Raw genomic sequence first — 19,653 nt, 5'->3', positions numbered from 1 at the left:
ATCGGGCGGGGTGGCAGGCTTGCAAAACCACCCCTTTGCCTGCTCAAATCGCCGGATGAACGAACGACTTTTCAAAGCAGTCGACGATCGGGTCGATGATCTGGTTGCGCTGACTGCCGAGCTGATCCGCTTTCCGACCATCAACCCACCCGGCGAGGCCTATCGTCCCTGCGCCGAATATGTCGGCGCACGACTGAAGAAGCGCGGCTTCGAAATCGAATTCATCCGCGCCGAAGGAACGCCCGGCGACAGCGACCGCTATCCGCGCGTCAATGTCGTCGCCCGCTTCGACGGCCGCTCGCCCGGCGCCTGCGTCCATTTCAACTCGCACATCGACGTCGTCGAAGCCGGCGACGGCTGGACGCTCGATCCCTTCGCCGGCATCGTCAGGGACGGCAAGGTCTATGGCCGCGGCGCCTGCGACATGAAGGGCGGCCTGGCCGCCTCGATCATTGCCGCCGAAGCCTTCATGGACGTCTTTCCAGACTTTCCCGGCGCCATCGAAATATCGGGTACGGTCGACGAGGAGTCCGGCGGCTTCGGCGGCGTCGCCCATCTGGCCGGGCTCGGCTATTTCTCAAAACCCAGGGTCGACCATGTCATCATCCCCGAGCCCTTGAACAAGGACCGCATCTGCCTTGGCCATCGCGGCGTCTGGTGGGCGGAGATCGAGACCAAGGGTGAGATCGCGCATGGCTCGATGCCCTTCCTCGGCGACAACGCCGTGCGCCACATGGGCGCCGTGCTGCAGGCATTCGAGGAAGAGCTGTTTCCCGCCCTCGACCGCAAGGTGACGCGCATGCCGGTCGTGCCCGAGGGGGCAAAACGCTCGACCATGAACATCAATTCGATCCACGGTGGCCAGACCGAGGATTTCCGGCCCGGCCTGCCCTCGCCTAACGTGCCCGATTCCTGCCGGCTGACGATCGATCGCCGCTTCCTCCTGGAAGAGGATCTGGGCACCGTCAAAAGCGAGGTGACCGATATCCTCGAGCGGCTGAAGCGCGAGCGCAAGAAATTCAACTACGAGATCCGCGACCTGATGGAAGTGCTGCCGCTGATGACCGAGCGCGACGCGCCGGTGGTCAAGGCGGTAGCGCAAGGCATCATGGCGATCTTCGACCGCGAACCCGACTATGTCATTTCGCCTGGCACCTACGACCAGAAGCACATTGCCCGCATCGGCCACATCTACGACTGCATCGCCTATGGTCCGGGCATTCTCGACCTCGCCCATCGGCCCGACGAATGGGTCGGGATATCGGACATGGTGGAATCGGCGAAGGTGATGGCGATCGGGCTGAACGTGCTGCTCAGGGGCGCCGGCCCCGGCGGCACGCTTTGATTGGCCAGGCCGGCAGTTTGAGAAAAACATTCCCCCCGACAGGCTCGCGCAGCATGAAACGCGATTTACTATGGCTGAAAATCACGCTTCTATCCCCGGGGTTTTGAGCACATTGGGAGTTGCACGATGAAATTGTGGAAAACCATTCTCGCCGCCGCGGCGCTGGCGCTGGCCTCCGGAACCTCGGCGATGGCCGCGCGGACCGACCTGGTCATCGGCATTCCGCTCGAACCACCGCATCTCGACCCGACCGCCGGTGCCGCGGCAGCGATCGACGAAGTGCTCTACGCCAATGTGTTCGAGGGCCTGACCCGCATCGGCCCGAATGGCGAGGTGCTGCCGGATCTCGCCGAGAGCTGGACCATTTCCGATGACGGCAAAACCTACACGTTCAAGCTGCACACCGGCGTGAAATTCCATGACGGCACCGACTTCAACGCCGACGATGTGAAATTCTCGCTCGACCGCGCCCGCGCCGACAATTCTGTCAACGCGCAAAAGGGCCTGTTCGCGGCAATAGACAAGGTCGACGTCGTCGACCCGGCGACAGTGAAAGTCACGCTGAAGAACCCGCAAGGCTCCTTCCTCTACAATATGGGCTGGGGTGACGCGGTCATTGTCGCGCCGGAGACAGCCGACACCAACAAGGAAAAGCCGGTTGGCACCGGCCCGTTCAAATTCCAGAGCTGGGCCAAAGGCTCGTCGATCACGCTGGTGAAATCCGACAACTACTGGGGCGCGCCTGTTTCTCTAGACAAGGCCGAGTTCCGTATCGTGCCTGACGCCGCCGCTGCCGTGCCGGCGTTGCTTTCCGGCGACATCCAGGCCTTCCCGTTCTTCGATCCCGACAGTGTCGCGCAGGTCAAGGACGATCCCCGCTTCAAGGTGGTGATCGGTGCCACCGAGGGTGAAACCATCCTCTCCATCAACAACAAGAAGCCGCCCTTCGACAAACTGCAGGTGAGGCAGGCGATCTCCTACGCGCTTGATCGCAAGGCGATCATCGATGGCGCCTCGGCCGGCCTCGGCGTACCGATCGGCTCGCATATGTCGCCCGCCAGCAAGGACTATGTCGACCTCACCGGCCGCTATCCGCACGATGTCGCGAAAGCCAAGGAACTGTTGAAGGAGGCGGGCCTGGAAAATGGCTTCAAGGCGACGCTGAAACTGCCGCCGCCCTCCTATGCCAGGCTCGGCGGCGAGATCATCGCCTCGCAGCTTCGTGACGTCGGCATCGACCTGGAGATCATTCCGGTCGAATGGGCGCAGTGGCTGGATCAGGTGTTCACCAAGAAGGACTATGACCTGACCATCGTCTCCCACACCGAGCCCAACGACATCGATATCTATTCGCGCAAGGACTATTATTTCAACTACGACAATCCGGCCTTCGACAAGATCATCGCCAGCCTCAATCTCACCTCCGACGAGGCCAAGCGCAAGGAGCTGCTAGGGCAAGCGCAGAAGATCCTGGCTGACGACGCCGTGGTCGGCTTCCTCTATGAACTGCCGAAAGTAGGCGTCTGGGATGCCAAGCTGCAAGGTCTGTGGGAGAACGCCCCGATCCAGGCCAACGACCTGACCAAGGTGAAGTGGTCGGATTGATCTCGTTGTCGCGAGAAACACGCTGCCCCGGAAACGGAAACCGCTTCCGGGGCAGATGTTTTTCCGGCAGGCTGTGCCGATGACCGCCTACCTCATGAACCGTCTCATCATCGCCGTGCTCACATTGGTGCTGGCCTCGATGGTGGTCTTCGCTGTGCTGGAGATTCTCCCCGGAGATCCGGCGCGGCTGATGCTGGGCCTCAACGCCAGCGCAGACCAGGTCGAATTGCTGCGCAACCAGATGGGCCTCAACGCGCCGCTTGCCTGGCGCTATTTGCACTGGACCGGGGGCCTGCTCAGCCTCGATTTCGGCCGCTCCTACACCTATTCGGTGCCGGTCATCGATCTTGTCCGTGAACGGCTTGTCGTCTCGCTGCCGCTGGCGCTGATCGCGCTCGCTCTCTCCACGGCGATTGCCATACCGGTCGGGCTGTTTTCCGCCAGCCGCCGTGGACAGGCCGGCGACACGATCGCGATGGGTGCGGCCCAGCTCGGCGTCGCAGTGCCGAACTTCTGGTTCGCGCTGATGCTGATCTACCTCTTTGCCGTCTGGTTGCGGCTGGTGCCGGCCGGCGGCTTTCCCGGCTGGAGCGCCGGCGTGTGGCCGGCGCTGAAATCGCTGCTGCTGCCGGCGGTGGCGCTTGCCTTGCCGCAAGCGGCGATCCTGGCGCGCGTCACCCGCTCGGCGCTGATCGAGGTGCTGAACGAGGATTACATCCGCACCGCCCGCGCCAAGGGCCTGCCCTACCGCGATGTGCTTTGGCGGCACGCGCTGCGCAACGCCATGATCCCGGTGCTGACCATTCTTGGCCTGCAATTCGCCTTCCTGCTTGCCGGCACCATCATCATCGAGAATGTCTTTTACCTGCCCGGCCTTGGCCGGCTGGTGTTCCAGGCAATTACCCAGCGCGATCTGATCGTGGTCGAAAGCGTCGTCATGCTGCTGGTCGCCGCCGTCATCGCCGTCAACCTTGTCGTCGATCTCTCCTATGCGGTCATCGATCCGCGCCTGAGAAGCCGGCAATGACTCTGCGCTTCGACATTCCCGAAGAGAATTTTGCCAGCATTCTGGCCAAGGCATTCAGGAACCGCTCGTTCCTCGTCGGCTTCATCATCACCGTGCTGGTGGCTGCAGTGGCGTTGCTCTCCTATGTCTGGACACCTGACGATGTCACCAAACTGGTCATATCGGACAAGACGCAGGCGCCATCGCTAACGCACTGGTTCGGCACCGACCATTTCGGCCGCGACATCCTGTCGATGATCATGGTCGGCGCTCGCAATTCGATCGCCGTGGCGCTGGTCGCGGTCGGCATCGGCATGGGCGTCGGCGTCCCGCTCGGCGCCTTTGCCGCGGCGCGCGGCGGCCTCATCGACGAATCGGTGATGCGGCTGAATGACCTCGTCTTCGCCTTCCCCGCACTGCTTTCGGCAATCATGATCACCGCCATTTTCGGCCCGGGCGCCGTCAACGCCATCATCGCCATCGGCATCTTCAACATTCCGGTGTTTGCCCGCGTCGCGCGCGCCGGTGCGCTGGCGATCTGGCCGCGCGAATTCATCCTGGCGGCGCGTGCCGCCGGCAAGAGCACGAGCCTGATCACCATCGAGCATGTGCTGCCCAACATCGCCACGCTGCTCCTGGTGCAAGGCACCATCCAGTTTGCGCTCGGCATCCTGGCGGAAGCCGGCCTGTCCTATGTCGGCCTTGGCGCCCAGCCGCCAATGCCGAGCTGGGGCCGCATGCTGTTCGACGCGCAGACCCGCATGGTGGTGGCGCCTTGGATGGCGATCTTTCCCGGCATGGCGATCGTCATCACCGTGCTTGGCCTGAACCTGCTCGGCGACGGCATCGCCGACATTCTCGACCCGAAATCGCGGCGGCAGCGATGAGCCTGCTCGACATCGAGAACCTGTCGCTGACCATCGGCGACACGCCGATCCTGAAGGGCATCGAGCTGTCGGTCGCGCCCGGCGAGGTGATGGGACTGGTCGGCGAATCCGGCTCGGGCAAGTCGATGACGGCGCTGACAGTGATGCGACTGCTGCCCTTTGCGGCACGCGCCACCGGGCGCGTCAGCTTCGACGGCATCGACATTCTGGCGGCGAGCGAAGACCAGATGTGCGCCCTGCGCGGCGACGATATCGGCATGGTGTTCCAGGAGCCGATGACGGCGCTGAACCCGGTCAAGACCATTGGCGAGCAGGTCGCCGAAGGCATACGCTGGCACACCAGGGCCAGCCGTGCCAATGCCGAGGAGCGGGCGCGAAAAATGCTCGACCGGGTCGGCCTGCCCTCGGCGAAATTTCCGCTGTCGCGCTATCCGCACGAGCTGTCCGGCGGCCAGCGCCAGCGCGTCGTCATCGCCATCGCCTGCGCGCTGAAGCCCAAGCTGCTGATTGCCGACGAGCCGACCACGGCACTCGACGTGGTGCTGCAGGCGCAGATCCTCGACCTCTTGCGCGATCTCGTCACTGAGAACCGCATGGGTCTGCTGCTGATCTCGCACGACCTCGCGGTGGTGACCGAGATGGCGGACCGCATCACCATTCTGCGCCATGGCGAGGTGATCGAGGCCGGCGACACCGCGCGCACGCTCTCCGGCCAACTGCATCCCTACACGCGCCAACTGGCACAGGCGTCGATGCACGTGCCGGCGCGCCCCAGAACGCACGATGCCGGGGAGCGCAAACCCCTGCTTCAGGTCGAAAGCGTGACCCGCGATTATCCAGGACGACGCACCTCGCTGTTCAAGCACGCGGTTCCGATCCGCGCCGTCGACGACGTCTCCTTCTCGATGGGACCGGGTCAGTCGGTGGCGCTGGTGGGACGCTCCGGTTGCGGCAAGTCCACGCTTGCCCGCATGATCCTGGCGCTGGACCGATCGACAGCGGGAACGATCCGGTTTCGCGGCGAAACCATCACCGGCAAGGACGAAGCCGAACTCAAGCCGGTACGGCGCGACATGCAAGTGGTGTTCCAGGACCCCTATGGCTCTTTCGATCCGCGCCAGAAGGTCGAGAAACTGGTGGCCGAACCGCTGCATGTGCTGGAGACGAAACCGGCCCCCGGCGAGCGGCGCGAAATGGTGGCGCATGCGTTGCATGAGGTCGGCCTCAGCCCACGCGACATGGACAAATATCCGCATGAATTTTCAGGCGGCCAACGCCAGCGGCTGTCGATTGCCCGCGCCATCATCACCAGGCCGAAACTGGTCGTCGCCGACGAGCCGGTCTCGGCGCTCGACGTCTCGATCCGCGCCCAGATTCTTGACCTGTTCGCCGAGCTCAACCAGAAACTCGGCATCGCCTATCTGTTCATCACCCATGATTTGACCGTCGCCCGCGCCATCACCGACGAGGTGCTGGTGATGCATGAAGGCAAGATCGTCGAGCGCGGCAGGACGAATGAGGTGCTCGACCACCCGCAATCCGAGGCGGCCAGGGCGCTGGTCACTGCTGCTCCGGATTTGCACAGGGCGATCGCAAGGCGGATGCAGGAACAGGGGTGAGCAGCCGGTTCGCGAAGCGAATTCATCGTGCCGGTGGCACGATGAAAGGCCAGCGAACGCCGGGACGCTGCGGAGCAGCGGGGACCCGGCCGGGCAGCCGGGCGTTCAGAAAGGCCTACTCTTCCGGCTTGACCACATCGACCGGGCTGATGTCGAGCAGGTCGAGCGTGCGGCGCAAAAGGCGCACCTCGCTCTCGGCAAGGTGTGAATCGGCCTTGGCGATCTCGGCCATATGGCGAGCGAGCAGCTTGCGCCTTTCGATGTCGAGGTCGCGGAATTGCGCGATGGCTTGCGAGCCATTGGTCTCGTAGCCGAACTCGTTGAGATACTCGATGACATTGTCGATGCTGGCTTCCGGAATGCCGAAGGCTTCCTTGCAGATGCGCCGGAAGGCAACCATTTCGCTCTCCGAGACCGAACCGTCGGCCAGGATCATGCGAAACAGCATCAAGAGCTCCGCCGACAGCACCGGATCGTCCGCAACCTTGCGCACGCCGGGGTCGCCCTCGAAGATCGAACGTATCTGGTCGAGCAATGCCATTGCCATCATCCCCTTTCGAATCGTTCATTCGTAGCGCGGAATCGGCCTTGCGCAAACCGGGTGGTCGTGGTCGAACCCGCTGCATCGTTTTCCCGCCCGAACGCTTCCCGAAATCCGATGTTCGATCTCGCCACCCAGACCGTCGCCATGCTCGCCTTCGCCGGCTTTGCCGCCGGCTTCGTCGATTCGATCGCCGGCGGTGGCGGCCTGATCACCATTCCAGCACTGCTTCTCGCCGGCTTTTCGCCGGTCGCTGCACTGGGAACCAACAAGCTGCAGGGCATGTTCGGCTCCGGCTCGGCGACCATCCACTACGCCTCGAAGGGCCATGTCGACCTGCGCCGGCAGCTTCCCTCGGCGCTGCTGGCGCTTGCCGGCAGTGCTGCCGGTGCCTTGCTGGCGACCATCGTACCAGGCGACCTTCTGCGGGCGCTCCTGCCGCTGCTGCTGATCGCCATTGCGCTCTATTTCGCCCTCAAGCCCAACATGGACGACGTCGACCGCGCAGAGCGCCTGTCGCCGTTCCTGTTTGGGCTGACTGTCGCGCCTGTGGTCGGCTTTTATGACGGCCTGTTTGGACCGGGCGCGGGCTCCTTCTACATGCTGGCCTTCGTCACCCTGGCCGGCTATGGCGTGCTGAAGGCAACGGCTCATACCAAGCTGCTCAATTTCGCCTCCAACATCGGCGGCTTCATCGTTTTCGCTTCTGTCGGCGTCGTCTACTGGAAGATCGGCCTGATGATGGGCGTCGCCCAATTCCTTGGCGCCCGGGTCGGCGCCAGCCTTGCCATCCGCATCGGTGCCAGGCTGATCAAGCCGCTGCTGGTGATCGTGTGCCTGGCGTTGGCGACAAAGCTGCTGGCGGACCCCGCGAACCCGTTGCGCCAGCTGATTGGTCTATAGTCACGCGCCCTGATAGAATGTGAGCGTACGAATCATGTTGAGGAGGACCACACATGAATCTCAGTGCACCGACGCAAATGATTTTTATTATTTCCCTTGTCATCGCCATCATCGGCATTCTCGCCGCGCTTGGCGTTCTTGCGTTCATTCCCCTCGCATCAGTGTGGATTGTTCTCATCGCCTACATCGTGCTTGCCGCCGGCTGCATGATGCGCGGCGCCTAAACATCTCAGGCAACTCGGAGCGCCCGGCCACAAGCCGGGCGCTTTTGATTCTGGCGCATGGTCTGCTAGGTTCGTCCCAGAGGAAGGCCCAATGCCGGTCGAGATGGAGCGTCACCAGGACCAGGACCGACCGGTTGGCGGCCGGTTCGAGATGGTGCGGCGCGTACCCGGCGATCGGCTCAAGGGTGCGGTAACCGACATATGCGGCTATCGCGAAACGGCGCCTGGCCATTTCCGCAACGTCGAATACGCATCGCTAACCGTGCCGCTGGTCATCAGCTTCGCCGAACCTTTTTCCATCGGGCTCGGCAAGAACCCCGGCGACAATGACCGCTTCGCCAGTTTCGCTGCCGGCCTCTATGCCGGGCCGGTGGTGATCGAATCCTTCGGCGGCGCCTGCTGCGTCCAGATCAACTTCACCCCGCTTGGCGCCCGCCGGTTCTTCGGCCAGCCGATGAGCGAATTGACGGAAACCATGGTTGGCCTCGACGATGTGCTCGGCCTTGAAGGGATCGCGCTGCGCGAACAGCTGGGCAATGCGCGGGACTGGAGCACGCGCTTTGCCATCGCCGAGACCTTCGTCGCCACACGCTTGACCAAGGCCCGCGAAACGCAAGCCGAAATCGCCTGGGCTTATGACAGGATCACCGCTTCGGGCGGCCGCATTCGCATTGCATCGCTTGCCGATAGATTGGGCTGGAGCCGCAAGCATCTGGCCGGAAAATTCTCCAACGCGATCGGCGTCGGACCCAAGACGCTGTCGCGCATCGTCCGCTTCAATCGCGCGCTTGGCCTGTCGAGACAGGGCGAGAACGATTGGGCCGACATCGCCGCCGACTGCGGCTATGCCGACCAGGCGCATCTGGTGCGCGAGTTCCGCGACCTCGCCGGCCAGACGCCAACGACGCTTGCCGTCCAGGCATAGTCGCGCCGTGCAGAGGTAACATTTCTTCAAGACGCCAGAACAGCCTTCGCCCAGATTGGGGGTATCGACCAACCCAACCGAAGGAGATTGTCATGCCCACAACCTCTGAACCGCCCCGGCTCTACCCGACGCTGCGCTACAGGAATGCCGCCAAAATGATCGATTGGCTGTGCGAGGCCTTCGGCTTCAGTGTCCATTCCCGCTTCGGCCAGGGCGATGTCGTGCATCATGCCGAACTAAGCTTCGGCTCGTCGATGATCATGCTGGGCACTGCGCGCGACGACAAATTTGGTCTGATGGTCGGCGCACCCGGCTCCGGTGGCGGCAGAGCCATCTACGTCGCCGTCGCCGATGCCGACGCCACCTATCTCACCGCCAAAAAGGCCGGCGCCGAAATCCTCGAAGAGCTGGTCGAGCGCGACTATGGCAGCCGCGAATTCATCTGCCGCGACCCGGAAGGCAATGTCTGGTCGCTCGGCACCTATTGGCCAAAGGCAGGCGAACCCGCCAGCTAACGAGCCAGCCCAAAGATGGCGTCGCAGTCGAGATGGGTTTCCAGCTCGGCTGCGACCTCGTCCAGCGCCCGTTCGACCTCGGCGCGGTAGTCGATGCCGCCGCCTTTGACGCCGAGGTTTTCCAGGAACCGGGCGCGAAAGGCATCGGCTGAGAACAGGCCGTGCAGATAGGTGCCAGCCACCTTGCCGTCGGCGGAAATGGCGCCGTCGTCGACGCCGTTGATGACGGCTGACGGCCGAGCCATGTCCGCACCGGTGGTGCGGCCGAGATGGATCTCATAGCCCTGAAGCGGCAGGTCGAACGGCACCGAATGGGCGCGGACGTTGCGCACCGTCTTTTCCGGCTCCATCACCGTTTCGACGTCGAGCAGGCCAAGCCCCTCGGCCTCGGTGACACTGCCCTCGATGCCGTCGGGATCGCGCACGATCTTCCCCAGCATCTGGAACCCACCGCAAATGCCGACGACATGGCCACCGCGTTTCCTGTGGGCGAGCAGATCGCGGTCCCAGCCATTCTCGCGGAATTTCAGGAGATCGCCGATGGTCGACTTCGAGCCGGGAATGACCACCAGCCCAGCATCTTCCGGCAGGCGTTGGCCAGGCGGCACAAACACGACTTCCACCTGCGGTTCGGCCTTCAACGGATCGAGATCGTCGAAATTGGCGATGCGGCCAAGCATCGGCACCGCCACCTTTAGCGCCCGCTTCTCGCCCGACACCAGCCGTTCGAGCACAACCGAATCCTCTGAAGGCAGCCGTGCCGCCGCCTTCAGCCATGGCACGACACCAAAGCAGCGCCAGCCGGTGAATTTTTCGATCGCCTTGATGCCATCATCGAACAGCGAAACATCGCCGCGGAACTTGTTGATGAGGTAGCCGACGATCATGCGCCGGTCCTCCTCCGGCAGGATCAGATGCGTGCCGGCGACCGAGGCGATGACGCCGCCGCGGTCGATGTCGCCGACCAGGATCACCGGCACGTTGGCGCGCGTCGCAAAGCCCATATTGGCGATGTCGCGGCTCCTGAGATTGATCTCGGCCGGCGACCCCGCGCCCTCGACGATGACGAGGTCGGCGCCCTCGCCGACCTTCGCCCAGGAGTCCAGCACGGCATCCATCAGCCGGCCCTTCAACGCCTGATAGTCGCGCGCCCTCGCCTCGCCGAACACCTTGCCTTGCACCACCACCTGCGCACCGACATCGGTCTGCGGCTTCAGCAGCACCGGGTTCATATGGACGGTTGGCGCCACACCGCAAGCAATCGCCTGCAGCCACTGCGCCCGGCCGATCTCACCGCCGCCAGCTTTGTTGTCGCCCGGAATGTCGGCCACAGCGGCGTTGTTCGACATGTTCTGCGGCTTGAACGGCCGCACCTTCAGCCCACGCTTCTTCGCTGCCCGGCAAAGGCCTGCGACCAGCACCGTCTTGCCGACATCGGAGCCGGTGCCTTGCAGCATGATTGCCTTGGCCATCAGTCCTTGCCCTGCGCAACGGTTCCGGTGATCGTCGATTTCGCCGCCAGCGGCCCGCCGCGCCAGATGTAGAGCGCCAGCAGCGGCTCCTTGCCGGTCCGCATGGCATGGTTCACATCAGACGCATGGTGGATCACCTCGCCCGCCTGGCGAACGCGAAACCCGCTCTCGCCCATGCGCCACTCGGTGCCGCCGGTCAGCGGGATGTAGATTTCCTCGGCGATGTGGTGATGGTCGGGATAGACGATATCAGGTCCAAGGATCAGCAGGCCGGCCGCGACCTCGTCATTGACGAAATGGCCGCGCGTGCCGAACACCTCCAGCCAGCCGTAATTGTCGATGAAGGCCTTGCCGAAATCCGCCTCGGCATAGGTCTGTCCCCAGCGCAGATCGTCCCGGCGCTCCGCCAGCAGCCGGACCAGCGGCCTGGCGCTCCCCGGCGCCAGCTCAGCGGCGCGATCGAGATGGCGCAGGCAGGCGAGCGGGTGCGGTTCGAGCGGTCGCGGCAGCATATCCCAGCCGATCCTGGCCACGGCATCGCGCACCAGCCCGTCGTCAAACGTCGCGAGAAAGCTGTGAAAGCCTTCGAGCAGTTCATCGAAATTTGTCGCCATGCTTTGATCCGGACACCCATTCGCGCACAGCCGCTCCGCAGGTGGACCGGGTTGCACGGCGGCATCATTGGTCTAGATTGGTGTGCGCGCAAAGCCAAAAACAACAGGCCAGCAAGCCAACCCCCATCTGGGGAAACACAGGGAGCACGCCATGGACGCCGCTGTCGATGCGAGCACCAGCCAGTTCGAACTCAACGAGGACCAGCGCGCCATCCAGGCAATGGCCGAGGCCTTCGCCGCCGATCGTGTCGCCCCCAATGCGCTCGAATGGGATCGCAACAAGCACTTTCCCGCCGATGTGATCCGCGAGACAGGCCCGCTCGGCCTTGGCGGCATCTATGTCAGGGACGATGTCGGCGGCTCCGGGCTGGGCAGGCTCGATGCCGTTTTGATCTTCGAGGCGCTGTCGCGCGCCGACCCGGCGTTTTCCTCCTTCATCTCGATCCACAACATGGCGGCGTCGATGATCGACCGCTTCGGCAGCGACGAGCAGCGCCAGCGCTTCCTGCCGAAGTTGACCTCGATGGAATGGCTGGCCAGCTATTGCCTGACCGAGCCCGGTTCCGGATCCGACGCGGCGGCCCTGAAGACGCGCGCGGTGAAAAGCGGCGCTGATTATGTGTTGAACGGCGCCAAGCAGTTCATCTCCGGCGCGGGAGACAGCGATCTCTACGTCGTCATGGCGCGCACCGGCGCCGATGGGCCGAAAGGCATTTCCACCTTTGTCGTGCCAAAGGACGCCCCCGGCCTGTCCTTCGGCGCCAACGAGCACAAGATGGGCTGGCACATGCAGTCGACCCGTCAGGTCATTTTCGAGGACTGCAAGGTGCCGGCGGAAAACCTGCTTTCGGCTGAGGGAGCCGGCTTCGGCATCGCCATGGCCGGGCTCGACGGCGGTCGGCTAAACATCGCGGCCTGTTCGCTGGGCGGCGCACAGTCGGCGGTCGACAAGGCGCTGTCCTACACCGCCGAGCGCAAGGCCTTCGGCTCCAAGATCAACCAGTTCCAGGCGCTACAGTTCAAGCTTGCCGATATGGAAACGGAGTTGCAGGCAGCGCGCATTTTCCTCTACGCCGCCGCTTCGAAACTCGACCGCAAGGCGCCGGACGCCGGCAAATGGTCGGCCATGGCCAAGCGCTTCGTCACCGACATCGGCTTCAACATCGCCAATGACGCGCTGCAACTGCATGGCGGCTACGGCTATTTGCACGACTACGGCGTCGAGAAACTGGTGCGCGACCTGCGCGTCCATCAGATCCTCGAAGGCACCAACGAGATCATGCGCGTCATCGTTGCACGCGCCCTCATCGGCCGCTGACGCTACCAAAATCGGGAGAATGCAATGACAACCATCGCCTTCGTCGGCCTAGGGAACATGGGCAATCCGATGGCCGCCAATCTGGTAAAGGCGGGGCACACCGTGCATGGCTTCGACCTGATGCCGGAGAATTTGACCGTCGCTCGCGACCATGGCGTCGTCATCATGGCCAACGCGCTTGCCGCAGTGAAGGACGCCGACGTCGTCATCACCATGCTGCCGGCCGGCAAGCATGTGTTGTCTGTGTATGAGGACATCGCGCCCAAGGCGAACAAAGGCGCACTGTTCATCGATTCCTCGACCATCGACGTCGAGTCGGCGCGAAAAGCCCACGCCATCGCCAACAAACACGGCCTGCAGTCGATCGATGCGCCGGTTTCCGGCGGCACCGGCGGCGCTGCCGCCGGCACGCTGACCTTCATGGCCGGCGGCACCAGGGATGCTTTCGCCAAAGCCGAGCCGATCCTGAAGCCGATGGCCGGCCGCATCGTCCATTGCGGCGATGACGGCGCCGGACAGGCCGCGAAGATCTGCAACAACATGATGCTCGGCATTTCGATGATCGGCGTCGCCGAAGCCTTCGTCCTGGCGGAAAAGCTCGGTCTGTCGCATCAAGCGCTGTTCGACGTTGCCTCGACATCCTCGGGCCAATGCTGGTCGCTGACCACCTACTGCCCCGTGCCCGGCCCCGTCCCGGCGTCACCCGCCAATCGTGACTACAAGCCCGGCTTTGCCGCGGCACTCATGTTGAAGGATCTGAAGCTGTCGCAGGAAGCAGCACAAGGCGCCGGTGCGGTGACGCCGCTGGGCGCCGAAGCCACGCAGCTCTACGCATTGTTCAATGCCCAGGGGCATGCCGGCACCGATTTTTCCGGGATCATAAATTTTCTGCGCGGTAACCCGGCGTAAGTTTCGAATTTTTCAGCGATTTTGTCGATTTTTTTTCAGCAAGAAAAATCGCAAATTCAGATTTGCTTAAGCTCTCAATAACCTGACGGTAACGATGTCCCTATAAAACGGATTTCGAGGCGGACACATCGCATCCGCCCGGCGCTCCGGATCAGGTCTCGCGTACCGGAGCCCGTAAGTTTCGCAAGTGTTTTGTTAGCGAAGCGCCATGCGTATCTGGCAAAGCCGCGTTCCCGATGGAGCGCGGTTTTTGCGTTTCCGAACCAATCGCTGCCTTGTGCAGATCAGGACTTTGTCGACAGCCGGCGAAAATTGGCTTTGACGGCACGGCTGGCCGGCTTCAGCGCCGCGCTGATCGAGCGTTCCGCTGCGACACCACTGAACAGCGATGGCATGCGGCCGGAAAAAACCTCCGGCCAGAAGCGGGCCGTCGATTGGAACAACGCCATTTGCGCGGCAAACGCGCCTTCAGCCATCGCCGTGGTCTTTTCGCTCACCGCGCGTGCGGTCTCGGGGCTCCAGCTTCGCCCGTTTTGGGCGTCCGCGGCCATCAGCGGCAAGCGCATCATCGCCACCAGGGGCGCCAGCATCAGGTCGTTGCCGATCGCGACCGCTTCCAGCGCCCGTTGGCTCTTGGTGGATTTTGTCATGAAAATGATCGCCCAAAAATGCAGCCGGTGTGGCCGGTCCCGGAACACTACGCGCGACGAGGGCTATTCGTTCCCCGATGGCACAACGAAAGGCGCATTCGAGGCCGGGCGTGCCGATCGCGGCACGCCCGGCTGTTGTTTGGTTATCGCTTGCGCAGATCCGCCAGCGCCAGGTCGAGCGCCTTGGCGATGCGATCGCAAGCCATGTCGATCGTCTCGCGCGTCCAGATCAGCGGCGGCGACAGGATCATCGTGTCGCCGGTGGCGCGCAGCATCAGGCCCTGGGTGATGGCGTGGTCACGAACGGTCACCGCAGCACTCCCGGAGGGCAGGAAGCGCTCCTTGGTCGCCTTATCCTTGACGATCTCGATCGCGCCCATCAGCCCGATCGAACGCACCTCGCCGACCAGTTCGTGGTCGGCAATCCGCTCCTGCAGCGCCTGCGCGAAATACGGACCGGTGTCGTTCTTGACCCGGTCGACCAGGCCCTCGCGCTCTATGATCTCGATGTTCTTCAGCGCCACCGCGCAGGCCACGGGATGCCCGGCATAGGTATAGCCGTGATAGAACTCGCCGCCCTTCTCGACCAGCGTCGCCGCGATACGGTCGCCGACCAGCAGCGCCGACAGCGGCTGGTAACCGGAGGTCAGCGCCTTGGCCGTGGTGATGGTGTCGGGCTCGATGCTGAAGGTCTGGGCGGCAAACCACTCGCCGGTTCGGCCATAGCCTGTGATGACCTCGTCGAGCATCAAGAGAACATCGTATTTGCGGCAGATGCGCTGCACTTCCGGCCAGTAGCTCATCGGCGGTATCTTGACGCCGCCTGCCCCCATCACCGGCTCGCCGATGAAGGCGGCAACCTTGTCGGCGCCGGCTTCGAGGATGGCGTCCTCGACGGCCTTTGCCGCGCGCAGGCCGAAATCATGGTCGCTTTCGCCAGGCAGAGCCAGTTCGTAGGCATAAGGCATCATCACGTGGACGATGTTGGGCACCGCGCCGCCGAGCTGCTTGTGCATCAAATCCATGCCGCCGAGCGAGGTGCCGGCGATAGTCGAGCCGTGATAGCCCATCTTGCGCGAGATGATGCGGTTCTTCTCCGGCTTGCCTTCCAGCGCCCAGTAGTGGCGCACGAGCCGCAGCGCCGTGTCGTTGGCCTCCGAGCCGGACGAGCCGTAGAACACCTGGTTGACGCCCTTGGGCGCCAGCTCCGCCAGCTTCTTTGACAACAGGACCGGCGTCGGCGTCGAGCATTTGAAGAAGGAGTTGTAGTAAGGCAGCTCCTTCATCTGGGCGTAGGCCGCGTCGGCCAATTCATCGCGGCCGTAGCCGACATTGACGCACCACAGCCCGGCCATGCCGTCGAGGATCTCCGTGCCGTCGGCATCGTAGATGAACGGCCCGTTGGCGTGGGTGATGATGCGCGAGCCGGCCTCGCGCAATTCCTTGTGGTCGGTGAACGGATGCAGATGATGCGCGGCGTCTATCTGCTGAAGCTGCTTCAGCGAGTAATTCTGATAAGTCATGGATTTGACCTTCCTCTTTGAACCAATCCGGCAATTGCCGGGGCGGATTCTTCAGAGGCAGGCAGGAGGCGAATAGCCGATGCGGGCGCACAGCCGCAGAAGCTCGGCGCGCAGCGTGCGCGGCGACGGCGTCACCGCCACCCCAAATGTGCAAACCAATGTCACTGCCGGAGCCATGAAGGCACCTTAGGCTGTCTGAGGCCTTCAGTTCAAGTCGTACCGCCCAGCGCCCGCTGCAGGAAGACATATTTCATCGCCGCCTGCGCCGCTTGCGGCCGGCGATCGCCGCGCCCGCCATGGCCGCCCTCGGTTTCTTCGAAGAACAGCGTCTCGCCATGACCGGCGGCCTGCAGGCGAGCCGCCATCTTGCGGGCATGGCCGGGATGAACGCGATCGTCGGCGGTCGACGTGGTCAGCAGCACCGGCGGATAGGCGGCATCGGCCGAGACATGCTGATAGGGCGAATAGGCGGCAAGCCACGCCGCCTCTTCCGGTTTCGACGGATCGCCATACTCGGCCATCCAGGAGGCGCCGGGTGGCAGTTCGGTGTAGCGCAGCATGTCGAGCAACGGCACCTCGATGATGACGGCGCCGAACAGCTCGGGGTGCTGCGTCAGCGAAACACCGGTCAGCAGACCGCCATTCGAGCCGCCCTGGATGCCGAGCGTGGCCGGCGTGGCGATGCCGCGCTTGACCAGATCCTGCGCCACGGCGGCGAAATCGTCGAAGGCGTTCTGCCGGTTGGCCTTCAGCGCCGCCTGGTGCCAGTTCGGGCCAAACTCGCCGCCGCCGCGAATGTTGGCCTGCACATAGGCATTGCCCTTCTCCAGCCACAGCCTGCCGCGCACGCCGGCATAGCCGGGCAGTAGCGGCACTTCGAAACCGCCATAGCCATAAAGCAGCGTCGGCATCGGACCGTCCTGGTCGCGCCGCCTGACGACGAAATACGGAATCGCGGTGCCATCCTTCGAGCGCGCCTCGAACTGTTCGGAGATGAGAGGCGATGCATCGAACCGCGCCGGCTGTGCCTTCACCGTCGTCAGCGTCACCCCATTGTCATCGGACCAGATGATCGAACTCGGCGTCAGGAAATCGGTGAAGGAGAAGGAGACGCTGGCGCCGAAATGCTCGGCATGGCTGATGCCGACATTGCCGTTTTCAGGCAGCGCCACGGGCTTCAGCGACCAGCCATCGGCGGTGCGCTCGCAAACGACGACCTTGCCGCGCACATTGTCCATCAGATTGATGAACAGCCGATCCTGTGTGCGGGTGATGCCGGCGATCGAGACGCGATGCGCCGGCTCGAACAAGGTTTCCACCGGGCCCAGCGCACCGGTTTCGACCCACCGCACCAGATCCAGCGAATAGAGGCCGTCAGGCCGGCACAGCGTGCCGTCTGGCGCCGTCCATGGGCTGCGTACGCCGAAGACCAGCTGATCCACGAAGATCGCGGTATCGGTCGTGTCGTCCGGCAGCGGGACGCGCCTGTTTTCGCCTGAGGGAAGACGCAGGAAAAGGTGCGAGGCGAAGAAGTTGAGCGTCCTGCCGAGGATCAGATAGCGTCTGTCGCCATCGAACTCGAGAGCGGCGCCAACGGCGAGATCATCTTTCTGCGCCTCGAAAATCGGCGCCGCGTCTTCGAGCGGAGTGCCGCGCGTCCAAAGCTTGATCACACGCGGATAGCCTGATTCCGTCTTGTCGGCCTCTTCGAACGCAGCCGAAACGATGACCGTGTCCTTGTCCAGCCAGCCGAATCCCGACTTCGAGGCAGGAGCCCGAAAGCCACCCTCGACAAACGACTTGGTCGCAATGTCGAATTCGCGCATCTCGCTGGCGTCACCACCGTCGGGGGACATCGAGAGCAGGCAGCGGCTGAAATCGGGGTAAAGCCGGCTGGCGCCGCTGAACACCCATTTCACACCATCCTTTGCCGCCAGTTGGTCGAAGTCGATGATCGTTTCCCAGTCCGGCTTCTCGGTCTTGTAGGAAGCGACGCTCGTGCGCCGCCACAGGCCCAGCACATTGGTCTTGTCTTGCCAGAAATTGTAGACATGGCCGTTGAGCGCAGCCCCGACCGCGATGTTGTCCTCGGCCGTCATCAGATCGAGCGCGGTTTCAAACAATGCCTGGTAGGACGGATCGCCCTGCAATTCGGCGACCGTCAACTCGTTCTGACGGTGCACCCAGTCGAGCGATTCCTTGCTGGTCCGATCCTCCAACCAAAGGAAATTGTCCTCGGCGGTGGCTTCGGTCTGGCGTCTTGTCGTCGATTGGGTCACGCGTGGTCTCCAAGCTATTGTCTGGCGGCCCTGCCTACATCGCGTCGCAGGCGGCCTTATTCAAGACGGTGATGTCAGGTCGTCAGGTGGGTTTGCCTCAAACCATCCGCCGACGCAGAACCGTGGCAACCGCCAGCGCCAGACAGATGGCGCCAAGCGTGATCGGCAACCCGCCTGCGCCAAGAATGTCCATGGCGCTGCCCGCCAGCGGCGGAACAGCCATGCCGCCGACGCCCCACATCAGCGAGAAGGCAGCGTTGCCGGCGACCAGCGTCGAACCGGTGAAGCGCTCGCCAAGCTCGATGATCGACATCGTGTAGATGCCGTAGGAAACTGCGCCCCAGATGAAGACGCCCGTCCAGATCAGCGGCGTCTCGATCAGCAGCGGCAACAGCGCGCATCCGAGCATCGTCAGCGACACGCAAATGAGGCGTACCAGGCGCGCGGATAATTTCTCGGCCAGCAGGCCAAGCGGCACCTGCATCGCGATGTTGCCGGCGATCATCGCCGACAGCAGCGCCGACATGCGGGCCTCGGCGATGCCGTAGTGCGCTCCATAGACCGGCAGCAGCGCCAGCACGCCCTGTTCGAAACCGGCGGCCACGACGACCGCGGATACCAGCAGCCAGGCCTTCGGCACGAAGCCCATCACCGAAACCCGGTGCCCGGCCTCGTCGACCTTCGGCAGTCGCCGCAACACGAGGGCCAGGCAGAAGCCGCAAAAGACGAAGGCGGCCATGCCCACCAGAAATGGCGGCCACCCTTCGGTGCCGACGGCAAGCAGGCAAAGCGGGCCGGCAGCGAACCCCGCTGAAATAACCGTCGAATAGATCCCCATCACGCGACCGCGGCGCGCCGGCGGCGCCAGCGCGATCATCCAGATCTCGCTCAGCACATAGAGCGGATTGGTCACCACGCCGATCAGGAAGCGCAGTGGAAACCACAGATAGAAATTTTGCGTCCAGCCGATCAGCGCCAGCACGATTGCCGAGAGCGCGGCACAGGTGAGCACGGTGCGCCCTGCCCCGAACCGGCGCGCCAGTGCCGGGATCGACGGCGACGACAGGATGAAGCCGACGGGCGTCATCGCCGCCGAAAGACCGATCATCGCTGGCGAAACACCCTGGCGCTGCAGGATGAAGCTCAACAGCGGAAAGCTCAGCCCTTGCGCGATGGCGAACACCGACACGGTCGCGATCACGCCGGTGATCGCCGCCCATTGCATGGTTTCGTCGCTGTTCGATTCCGCCAGAGCCATGATCCGTACCTACTATCGTGACTCAGGATTAACGTTCGGTTCCAGCGCGGTAGGTCCCCT

General features: G+C 63.5%; 19 protein-coding genes. 11 read left to right on the top strand and 8 right to left on the bottom strand.

Features of this window, described 5'->3' with window-relative positions; genetic code table 11:
• The first annotated feature begins 55 nt into the window (after positions 1-55).
• From AC1DXU_RS21845 to AC1DXU_RS21825, 5 genes are all read left to right on the top strand, one after another.
• Positions 56-1,345 carry an acetylornithine deacetylase/succinyl-diaminopimelate desuccinylase family protein gene (locus AC1DXU_RS21845; protein ID WP_477372330.1) on the top strand — a complete coding sequence of 430 codons (1,290 nt, stop codon included), beginning with the start codon at positions 56-58 and terminating at the stop codon, positions 1,343-1,345.
• A gap of 126 nt (positions 1,346-1,471) precedes the next feature.
• Positions 1,472-2,950 (top strand): ABC transporter substrate-binding protein, encoded by a 1,479-nt coding sequence (locus AC1DXU_RS21840; protein WP_477372328.1) that lies wholly within the window; start codon positions 1,472-1,474, stop codon positions 2,948-2,950.
• A gap of 79 nt (positions 2,951-3,029) precedes the next feature.
• The gene (locus AC1DXU_RS21835) at positions 3,030-3,977 is read left to right on the top strand and encodes an ABC transporter permease (RefSeq protein WP_477372326.1); all 948 of its coding nucleotides are present in this window, start codon (positions 3,030-3,032) and stop codon (positions 3,975-3,977) included.
• Positions 3,974-4,843, top strand: coding sequence for an ABC transporter permease (locus tag AC1DXU_RS21830; protein WP_477372324.1), 870 nt, complete (start codon positions 3,974-3,976; stop codon positions 4,841-4,843). Before AC1DXU_RS21835 ends, AC1DXU_RS21830 begins: the two co-directional genes overlap by 4 nt.
• Positions 4,840-6,462: an ABC transporter ATP-binding protein gene (locus AC1DXU_RS21825; protein ID WP_477372322.1), complete on the top strand. Its 1,623-nt coding sequence runs from the start codon at positions 4,840-4,842 to the stop codon at positions 6,460-6,462. Before AC1DXU_RS21830 ends, AC1DXU_RS21825 begins: the two co-directional genes overlap by 4 nt.
• A 115-nt stretch (positions 6,463-6,577) precedes the next feature.
• On the opposite strand, the gene AC1DXU_RS21820 is transcribed toward AC1DXU_RS21825, so the two are convergent.
• Positions 6,578-7,009, bottom strand: coding sequence for a TerB family tellurite resistance protein (locus tag AC1DXU_RS21820; protein WP_477247833.1), 432 nt, complete (start codon positions 7,007-7,009; stop codon positions 6,578-6,580).
• Between the two features lie 111 nt (positions 7,010-7,120).
• Between AC1DXU_RS21820 and AC1DXU_RS21815 the strand changes: the two genes are divergently transcribed.
• The 4 genes from AC1DXU_RS21815 (at position 7,121) to AC1DXU_RS21800 (ending at position 9,570) form a co-directional block, all read left to right on the top strand.
• A complete protein-coding gene (locus tag AC1DXU_RS21815; RefSeq protein ID WP_477372320.1) occupies positions 7,121-7,906 on the top strand; it encodes a TSUP family transporter in 786 nt (261 codons plus the stop codon).
• A 53-nt stretch (positions 7,907-7,959) separates the two neighbouring features.
• A complete protein-coding gene (locus tag AC1DXU_RS21810) occupies positions 7,960-8,130 on the top strand; it encodes a hypothetical protein (RefSeq protein ID WP_477313776.1) in 171 nt (56 codons plus the stop codon).
• Between the two features lie 91 nt (positions 8,131-8,221).
• Positions 8,222-9,055 (top strand): helix-turn-helix domain-containing protein, encoded by an 834-nt coding sequence (locus AC1DXU_RS21805; RefSeq protein WP_477372318.1) that lies wholly within the window; start codon positions 8,222-8,224, stop codon positions 9,053-9,055.
• Between the two features lie 92 nt (positions 9,056-9,147).
• A complete protein-coding gene (locus tag AC1DXU_RS21800) occupies positions 9,148-9,570 on the top strand; it encodes a VOC family protein (RefSeq protein WP_477372317.1) in 423 nt (140 codons plus the stop codon).
• Here AC1DXU_RS21800 and AC1DXU_RS21795 read toward each other — a convergent pair.
• A complete protein-coding gene (locus AC1DXU_RS21795) occupies positions 9,567-11,042 on the bottom strand; it encodes a cobyric acid synthase (RefSeq protein ID WP_477372315.1) in 1,476 nt (491 codons plus the stop codon). The two genes, AC1DXU_RS21800 and AC1DXU_RS21795, sit on opposite strands and share 4 nt — an antisense overlap.
• A complete protein-coding gene (locus tag AC1DXU_RS21790) occupies positions 11,042-11,656 on the bottom strand; it encodes a dimethylsulfonioproprionate lyase family protein (RefSeq protein WP_477372313.1) in 615 nt (204 codons plus the stop codon). Before AC1DXU_RS21790 ends, AC1DXU_RS21795 begins: the two co-directional genes overlap by 1 nt.
• Before the next feature lie 151 nt (positions 11,657-11,807).
• Between AC1DXU_RS21790 and AC1DXU_RS21785 the strand changes: the two genes are divergently transcribed.
• Complete coding sequence (locus tag AC1DXU_RS21785; RefSeq protein WP_477372311.1) at positions 11,808-12,974, top strand: isobutyryl-CoA dehydrogenase; 1,167 nt, start codon at positions 11,808-11,810, stop codon at positions 12,972-12,974.
• A 24-nt stretch (positions 12,975-12,998) separates the two neighbouring features.
• Complete coding sequence (mmsB, locus tag AC1DXU_RS21780; protein WP_477372309.1) at positions 12,999-13,883, top strand: 3-hydroxyisobutyrate dehydrogenase; 885 nt, start codon at positions 12,999-13,001, stop codon at positions 13,881-13,883.
• 284 nt (positions 13,884-14,167) lie between these two features.
• Here the strand turns inward: mmsB and AC1DXU_RS21775 are convergent, their stop codons facing one another.
• The 5 genes from AC1DXU_RS21775 to AC1DXU_RS21755 form a co-directional block, all read right to left on the bottom strand.
• Positions 14,168-14,533, bottom strand: a complete 366-nt coding sequence (locus AC1DXU_RS21775) for a hypothetical protein (RefSeq protein WP_477372307.1) — start codon at positions 14,531-14,533, stop codon at positions 14,168-14,170.
• 143 nt (positions 14,534-14,676) lie between these two features.
• The gene (locus AC1DXU_RS21770; protein WP_477372305.1) at positions 14,677-16,056 is read right to left on the bottom strand and encodes an aspartate aminotransferase family protein; all 1,380 of its coding nucleotides are present in this window, start codon (positions 16,054-16,056) and stop codon (positions 14,677-14,679) included.
• A 51-nt stretch (positions 16,057-16,107) separates the two neighbouring features.
• Complete coding sequence (locus AC1DXU_RS21765; RefSeq protein ID WP_477313758.1) at positions 16,108-16,233, bottom strand: capsid protein; 126 nt, start codon at positions 16,231-16,233, stop codon at positions 16,108-16,110.
• A 32-nt stretch (positions 16,234-16,265) separates the two neighbouring features.
• Positions 16,266-18,335 (bottom strand): prolyl oligopeptidase family serine peptidase, encoded by a 2,070-nt coding sequence (locus AC1DXU_RS21760; RefSeq protein ID WP_477372303.1) that lies wholly within the window; start codon positions 18,333-18,335, stop codon positions 16,266-16,268.
• Positions 18,336-18,432: 97 nt separating this feature from the next.
• Positions 18,433-19,593 carry an MFS transporter gene (locus AC1DXU_RS21755; RefSeq protein WP_477372301.1) on the bottom strand — a complete coding sequence of 387 codons (1,161 nt, stop codon included), beginning with the start codon at positions 19,591-19,593 and terminating at the stop codon, positions 18,433-18,435.
• Positions 19,594-19,653: the final 60 nt, after the last annotated feature.

The sequence above is a fragment of the Mesorhizobium sp. P3_A10 genome (assembly GCF_056403175.1).
The sequence above is the reverse complement of the archived record's forward strand: the minus strand, read 5'-3'. Positions and strand labels throughout refer to the sequence as shown.